This window comes from uncultured Acetatifactor sp. (genome assembly GCF_948601915.1).
Classification (GTDB): Bacteria; Bacillota; Clostridia; order Lachnospirales; family Lachnospiraceae; genus Acetatifactor.
On sequence record NZ_CAPDXS010000266.1, the window covers coordinates 1 to 2,321 of the forward strand.

Annotated in this window: 2 protein-coding genes and 1 pseudogene; 2 read left to right on the forward strand and 1 reads right to left on the reverse strand. The window is 55.9% G+C overall.

Annotated features, from left to right (window positions below; genetic code table 11):
* A partial coding sequence (locus tag Q2B33_RS23855; protein WP_300914329.1) for an ABC transporter ATP-binding protein occupies positions 1-886 on the reverse strand: 886 nt, incomplete at its 3' end.
* Positions 887-1,032: 146 nt separating this feature from the next.
* Here Q2B33_RS23855 and Q2B33_RS23860 point away from each other — a divergent pair.
* Together Q2B33_RS23860 and Q2B33_RS23865 are read left to right on the forward strand one after the other, a co-directional pair.
* Positions 1,033-1,728, forward strand: coding sequence for a response regulator transcription factor (locus tag Q2B33_RS23860; RefSeq protein WP_300914331.1), 696 nt, complete (start codon positions 1,033-1,035; stop codon positions 1,726-1,728).
* Positions 1,725-2,321: pseudogene (locus Q2B33_RS23865) on the forward strand (hypothetical protein); the annotation flags it as partial. The gene Q2B33_RS23860 and the pseudogene Q2B33_RS23865, both read left to right, overlap by 4 nt.

Genomic DNA, 2,321 nt, shown 5'->3' on the forward strand with positions numbered 1-2,321 from the left:
AATCCTCCAGGCTTTCCTCCACAGTTGCGGCCTCCGACACCTCCAGACCATACTGCACAAAGGCAGAAACGATCTTTGCCACGGGGACCTTGGGAGAATCCAGCCGCAGATGTTGGCCGTCCTGTATGGTAAACTGATTTTCGTGGAAAGCACTGTTCAGGACCTCCGCCGCCCGCCCCGTGTCGGAGACTGTGAAGCGGATATACCGGTCGCTCTTGGCTTCCAGGTCCACAAGGCTCTCCTCCTCCAGCAGCACACCGTGGTCGATGATGCCGATGTCGTCCGCCAGCAGCGCCACCTCGGAGAGAATGTGGCTAGAGATCAGGATGGTCTTGCCCCGCTCATCGCACAGCGCCCGGATGAAGGAGCGCACCTCCGCGATGCCGATGGGGTCCAGGCCGTTGATGGGCTCGTCCAAAATCAGCAGCTCCGGGTCGTGCATCACCGCCAGGGCGATGGCCAGCCGCTGCTTCATACCCAGGGAGTATTGGGAAAAGAGCTTTTTATCCCGGTAGGGCAGGCCCACCAGCTCCAGGGCGCTTTTGATTGCGTCTTGGTTTTTCAGTCCCCGCAGGGCAGCGAAAATGCGCAGGTTCTCCGTTCCCGTCAGGTTGGGATAAAAGCCGGGGGATTCAATCAGGCTGCCGATGCGGGGCAGCAGCTTCTTCTCGTTACCAAGCAGGGACTTCCCCCAGATCGTCACTTCCCCTGACGTGGGCTGGGTCAGGCCCAGCAGCATCTTCATGGTGGTGGTTTTTCCGGCTCCGTTTCGGCCCAGCAGACCGTAGATGCGGCCTCTTTGAACATGGATGTTCAGCTCCGACACGCTCTTTTGCGTTCCGTACTGTTTTGTCAGCTGTTTTGTTTCGATGACGATTTCGCTCATAGCGTTTACCTCCTTTGCGGGGTCAGTATACAACACCTTCCTTGAGCGATCCTTGAGGGAACCTTGAGATAACCTTGAGATTGCGCCGGCGGCATATACAATTTTTAGTTTCTGCGCTATAATGAGTGCGGACAGGAGGGGCTTATATGCTGGACAGAGAAATCCTCGTTGTGGACGATGAAAAAGATTTGCGGACAATGATCCGCTCCATTTTTGAGAGCGCCGGATATACACAGATTACAACAGCGGCCTCCGGGCAAGAGGCGCTGACGGTGATGGCGAAAAAAATACCCGGCATCATCATTCTGGATGTGATGATGCCGGATATGGACGGGTTTGAACTGCTCCAGGAAATTCGGGCTGTCAGCAAAGTTCCCGTTCTTATGCTCACCGCGAAGGGAGAAGCCGAGGACCGCTTTGCCGGGTTCGAGCTGGGGGCGGACGATTATCTGGTCAAGCCTTTTCTCCCGAAGGAATTGCTGCTGCGGGTCCAGGCGATTTTGAAACGGGCCTATCCTGAAAAAGAGCGGGTTGTTACGCTGAACGCTGCCGCGGTGGATTTGGACCGGGCGGAGGTTATCCGAGATGGACAGCGGACGCCGCTGACCGCGAAGGAGTACAGCATTTTTGAAAAGCTGGCGGAGAATGCGGGCCGGATCGTCACTATCGGCGTTCTCTGTCAGACGCTGTGCGGGGACATCTGGCAGGGGTATGAGACAACGCTGATGACCCATATCCGGCATCTGCGGGAGAAGATCGAGGAAAATCCGTCAAAGCCCGTATCGCTCCTGACGGTGAAGGGCCTGGGGTATAAGCTGGTGGTAAAGGAGCCGGAGAAATGAAACCTGTGGAACGCTTCTTTCGGAAATACTTTTTATCTATGGTGGGCATCATCGTGCTGTTCCTGCTACTCAATGTTGTCCTGTTTTTCTCTGTGCTGATCTGGGCCTGGCAGACCTCGGAGACACCGGACCTCTCCATGAGCGAAATCTGTGACAGGATTACTCTGGACGGAACAGGACATTTGACGGCGGCTGGGGAGCTGGCCGAAATGTTGGAAGAACATCACGCCTGGGCCATGGTTTTGGACGATATAGGAACGGTCATTTTTCAGAGCAGACTGCCGGAGGAATTGCCCCGGCGGTACACGGCAGCGGACGTGGCAAAATTCAGCCGGTGGTATTTGGGGGATTATCCGGTCTATGTGCAGGAGCATCCCCAGGGGCTATTGGTAGTGGGCGGCGAAAAGGGCAGTCAGGCGAAGTATTACTTTTCCGTCAGTGAGAGCTATGCGAGAAAACTGCTTGTCGGGCTGGCTGCCGTCTTTCTGACCAATATCATTGTGGTGGTCCTGCTGATTTGGAAGAACACCCGGCACGTTGAAAAGGCGGTCACGCCCATTTTGCGGGGGATCGAAACGGTTTCCTCCGGCCAG